We start from the raw sequence: 4,535 nt of genomic DNA on the forward strand, positions 1-4,535 counted from the left end.
TGGCTTCGGCGTGACCGCGACGCCCAAGCACGTGGTCGCGGCGCTGCGGCTCGTCGAACGCACTACAGTGCTTTGGCTCGTGCTGTTGCTGGTGCTGGCTTTCATGGGCGCGGGGTTTCATGGCTGAACCGATACGACACGGCGGCAATCTGCGCGAAGCCGCGCGGCGGTATGGGATTGCGCTGGAGGACTGGCTGGATTTGTCGACGGGGATCAATCCGCGGGCCTATCCGGTTCCCCCTGTTCCCGTCGATGCCTGGCGTCGCTTGCCCGAAGACGCCGATGGTTTTGCCGAGCTTGCGGCGAGACATTACGGTGCGCCGGGCGCGTTGCCCGTTGCGGGAAGCCAGGCGGCAATTCGCGCATTGCCTTCATTGCTGCGAAAAGGCGTCGCGGCGGTTGCGCCGCTGACTTACGGCGAATATGCACCGGCGTTTGAACGCGCCGGGCATCGGATCGTGCCGCTGGATGTGACGTCCACGACTTTGCCGGAGGACGTCGATCACGTGATCGTTGCCAATCCCAACAATCCGACGACACAACAATCAGGCCGTGACGTCCTGCTCGGATGGCACGACCAACTGTCGGCACGCGGCGGTACGCTGATCATCGATGAAGCCTTCGCCGATGCATACAACGACGCTTCATTGGCATCCGAAAGTGACCGCGAAGGGCTGGTCGTGCTGCGTTCGGTCGGCAAGTTCTATGGCCTGGCGGGAATTCGCGCCGGGTTCGTGCTCGCGTCTCAGCCTTTACGCGACGCGTTGAACGAAACGCTCGGCGCGTGGACAGTGAGTGGTCCGGCACGGCATGCGGTATCGGCTGCGTTCAATGATCACGCGTGGCAAACAGCGACGCGCGAAGTGCTCGCTCACGATAGCGCGAGACTCGCAGCATTGATTCGCGCCCGGGGTTTCGAGGCTTTTTCGACGCCACTTTTTGCGTGGTTCGAAACCTCGAACGCGGCAGCGTTGCAACACACGCTGGCACAAAAAGGGATCTGGACGCGGCTGTTCGAGCATGGCAAATCGCCGAGTCTGCGGATCGGGCTGACGCGATCGGAAGGCGAATGGTCGAGGTTCTCAGAAGCGTTTAAAAAAGCCGCCGGCAACCAATGACATGACCTTCCGCCTCCTGGTCGCGCTGTTCTTTTTTGTCACCACGCAAGCCCACGCCCTCACCGTCACCGACGACTCCGGCGCGGCCGTCACGTTGAACGCACCGGCGCAGCGCATCGTCAGCCTCGCGCCGCATGTCACCGAGTTGCTCTACGCAGCGGGCGGCGGCGACCGGATCGTGGGCGCAGTGGAATACAGCGATTACCCGCCGCAAGCGAAATCGATACCGCGTGTCGGCGACAACAAATCGCTCGATCTCGAACGCATCGTCGCAATGAAACCCGATCTGATCGTCGTCTGGCGGCATGGCAATGCGCTGCGCCAGCTCGACCGGTTGCGCGAACTGCATGTGCCGATGTTCTTCAGCGAGCCGCACAAGCTCGAAGACATCCCCGCGACCATCGATAAACTCGGCGTCCTGCTCGGCACATCGAATGAAGCGAACACAGCGTCGAATGCGTTCCGTCACGACGTCGATGGTTTGCGGGCACGTTATGCAGACCAGCCGCCCGTGAGCGTGTTCTATCAGGTCTGGGACGATCCGCTGATGACGCTCAACGGCTCGAACACGGTGAGTGAAGTGATCGAACTATGCGGCGGCCGCAACGTATTTGCCGACCTGAAACCGCTTGTTCCGACGATCTCGACCGAAGCCGTCCTCGCTGCCGATCCTGAAGCCATCGTCACCGCAACGCCCGGCGCGACGAAATCGGAACGCGCGTTGCCATCGCTTGAAACATGGCGCAAATGGCCTTCGATGAAAGCCGTCGAGCGCGGCAATCTCTTCGGCATAGACGGCGATCTGATCAACCGGCCAACACCGCGTCTCGCGCTTGGCGCCAAGGCGCTATGTAAGGACCTGGACGCTGCCCGCGCCAGGCGTCCGAAGTAAGGTCACGCGTTCCATCGCACGAGCAGCCACTCGCCGCGCACGCGTCTGAGCCACACGATCGCGCTGAAATCCAGCGGCCATTGAATGACGTTCGCGCGTTTTATGCCGAGCAGATGGCCGGTGAGAACGCGTATGACGCCGGCGTGTGTGACAACGTGAACTGGTTCTTCGTTATCAGCGCTCAAAGCCGAATCCGCCCAACCGGCTACACGCCCGGCAAACTGCGCAACGCTCTCGCCGCCATGCTCGCGCGCATGCTCCAGATCTGCGGCCCATGCGTCGAGCATCGCGCGATCGAGGCCGTCCCAACGCTCACCTTCCCAGGCGCCGAAGTCGAGTTCCTGCAGGCGCGGATCGGTTTGGACCGGGCCTAATGATTCGGCCAGCAGACGGCATCGGCTTGACGGACTCGTGTACCAGGAGCCTTTGATGGCCGGCACCCTTAGCGCAGTCAAACGCTCGTCCAATAAACGCGCCGATTCCGCTGCGTCGCCGAGGAGCGGAACATCGGTACGGCCATAACAAATCCCGGCGTCGATACCCACAGCCGGATGGCGAATCAGGACGAGATCCATGCGAGTCCGATCAAGTAGATTGCGACTTCGAAAAGCTGCTGCGCGAAGCCGAGGCAGTCGCCGGTATATCCGCCGATGCGCTTGACAAAGTATCGCCCGATGAAAAACCGCATCACGACAAGCGCCACGAGCAGCACGCAGCCAAGCCGCCAGTCGGGCCAAAACAAGCACGGCAAGCCGATCACTGCGGCCAACGCGAACGCGCCTGAACCCATCTTCTGAGCGACCGGTTTCGCCTTGCCCTCGGCACGCACATACTCGAGCGTGCAGAGATAGCTGATCGCGAACGTGCGGCTCGCGGCATGCGCGCCGACGATCATCCATGCAGTGCGCAGCGGCAACGTGGAAGCCAGCGTTTGCCACTTCAACGCCAGCACCACGATCAACGCAATCGCGCCATACGCGCCGATGCGCGAGTCGTGCATGATGCGCAGCGCGTCCTCGCGGGTGTAGGCGCCGCCGAAGGCATCGGCGCAATCGGCCAGCCCGTCTTCGTGGAACGCGCCGGTCAGGAGCAGCGTTGCGGCCATCGATAACAACACCGCAACGCCCGCCGGAAAAACCTGCAACGCCGCAAGATAAACCACTGCGCCGACGCCGCCGACCATCACGCCGATCAACGGAAAATAGCGCGCTGCCGCGTTCAGGTAATGTGGCTCGAAGCCGACCCAGCGCGGCACCGGCACGCGGGTGAAGTACCCGAGCGCGGTGAAGAAATATCGAAGTTCCTGCGATAGCCGGTTCATGGCGTAATCAGGAGGCCTTATCCGATACGCCCGCCGATTCGAAACTCGCCATCTCGTTGATGAACGCCACGGCCGCACGCAACAACGGCAACGCGAGCGCAGCGCCCGTGCCTTCACCGAGCCTCAATCCGAGTTGCAGCAATGGTTTCGCATTGAAATATTCGAGCATTCGCGCATGCCCCGTTTCATCCGACGCGTGCGCGAACACGCAGTAATCGAGTACGGCGGGGTTGATGGCGTGCGCAACCAGCAACGCCGACGTGACGATAAAACCATCCACGAGTATCGTCATCCGCGCTTCGGCCGCGGCAAGAAACCCGCCGGCGATCATCGCGATTTCGAAGCCGCCAAAGGTGGCGAGCGTATCGACCGGGTCCGGCGAAATTGCGTGCTTTTTCAGCGCTGCAGCGAGCACGTCGCGCTTGCGGTTGAGGCCGGCGTCATCAAGACCTGTGCCTCGTCCCACGCACGCGTCGATCTCGAGCGCGCACAGCCGGCTCATCAAACAAGCCGCCGCCGATGTATTCGCAATCCCCATCTCGCCGAAGCCGATCACGTTCGTGCCGAGCGCCGCGTGATGCCGCACACGTTCTGCGCCCTTTGCGATGGCTTGCAACGCTTCGTCGCGTGTCATGGCCGGATCGTGCGCGAAGTTGCGCGTGCCGCCGCGACGGATGGCGGCATCGACGAAACCTTCCGCTGCAGGCGATGCACTCGCCACGCCCGCATCCACGACTTCGAGCGTCATGCCCGACGCCTTCGACAACGCGTTGATCGCCGCCCCGCCCGCGATGAAATTCGCGACCATCTGTACGGTCACTTCTTGCGGGAACGGACTCACGCCTTCGGCCGCAATGCCGTGATCACCCGCGAAAACGATCATTGCCGGACGTTCGATACGCGGTCTCGCCGTCCGCTGGATCAGCCCGATTTGAAGCCCTAGCGACTCCAGCCGTCCGAGACTGCCGGGCGGTTTTGTCTTTGTATCGATGACATGTTGCAGCTCGGCTGTCATCGACCGGTCGAGCGGTTCAACGCGGGGAAATGTATCGGGCATGGTCGTGTTCATCGTTGAGGTGAGCGCATCGCGGGCACGAGCGCTTCGTGTCCGTCCTGCTGAATCAAGGTTAGCGGATAGCCAAACGCAACACTCGCGCGCTCGGGCGTGAGGACTTCGCGGACCGGGCCGGCATGCGCGTGGCCA

At 62.4% G+C, this 4,535-nt stretch carries 5 protein-coding genes; 2 read left to right on the forward strand and 3 right to left on the reverse strand.

Annotation, left to right across the window (positions count from 1 at the left end; all coding sequences use genetic code 11):
• Positions 1–119 precede the first annotated feature (119 nt).
• Both cobD and ACRXB1_RS31205 read left to right on the forward strand, forming a co-directional pair.
• On the forward strand, positions 120–1,118 hold the full coding sequence (gene cobD / locus ACRXB1_RS31200; protein WP_449494239.1) for a threonine-phosphate decarboxylase CobD: 999 nt from the start codon (positions 120–122) through the stop codon (positions 1,116–1,118).
• Between the two features lies 1 nt (position 1,119).
• Entirely contained in the window at positions 1,120–2,010 is an 891-nt protein-coding gene (locus ACRXB1_RS31205; protein ID WP_449494240.1) for a cobalamin-binding protein, read from the forward strand.
• 2 nt (positions 2,011–2,012) lie between these two features.
• On the opposite strand, the gene cobC is transcribed toward ACRXB1_RS31205, so the two are convergent.
• The 3 genes from cobC to cobT are packed head-to-tail and all read right to left on the reverse strand — an operon-like array spanning position 2,013 to position 4,388.
• Positions 2,013–2,585, reverse strand: a complete 573-nt coding sequence (gene cobC / locus ACRXB1_RS31210) for an alpha-ribazole phosphatase family protein (RefSeq protein WP_449494241.1) — start codon at positions 2,583–2,585, stop codon at positions 2,013–2,015.
• Complete coding sequence (locus ACRXB1_RS31215; RefSeq protein WP_062169470.1) at positions 2,570–3,331, reverse strand: adenosylcobinamide-GDP ribazoletransferase; 762 nt, start codon at positions 3,329–3,331, stop codon at positions 2,570–2,572. The genes cobC and ACRXB1_RS31215 overlap by 16 nt, the downstream gene beginning before the upstream one ends.
• Before the next feature lie 7 nt (positions 3,332–3,338).
• Positions 3,339–4,388, reverse strand: coding sequence for a nicotinate-nucleotide--dimethylbenzimidazole phosphoribosyltransferase (cobT, locus tag ACRXB1_RS31220; protein ID WP_449494242.1), 1,050 nt, complete (start codon positions 4,386–4,388; stop codon positions 3,339–3,341).
• Positions 4,389–4,535 lie beyond the last annotated feature (147 nt).

Source organism: Caballeronia sp. M23-90 (assembly GCF_053574605.1).

Bases quoted from the DNA above. Each gene is read 5' to 3' on its own strand.
- cobD (WP_449494239.1), top strand. From the start codon at position 120: ATGGCTGAACCGATACGACACGGCGGCAATCTGCGCGAAGCCGCGCGG.
- ACRXB1_RS31205 (WP_449494240.1), top strand. From the start codon at position 1,120: ATGACCTTCCGCCTCCTGGTCGCGCTGTTCTTTTTTGTCACCACGCAA.
- cobC (WP_449494241.1), bottom strand. From the start codon at position 2,585: ATGGATCTCGTCCTGATTCGCCATCCGGCTGTGGGTATCGACGCCGGG.
- ACRXB1_RS31215 (WP_062169470.1), bottom strand. From the start codon at position 3,331: ATGAACCGGCTATCGCAGGAACTTCGATATTTCTTCACCGCGCTCGGG.
- cobT (WP_449494242.1), bottom strand. From the start codon at position 4,388: ATGCCCGATACATTTCCCCGCGTTGAACCGCTCGACCGGTCGATGACA.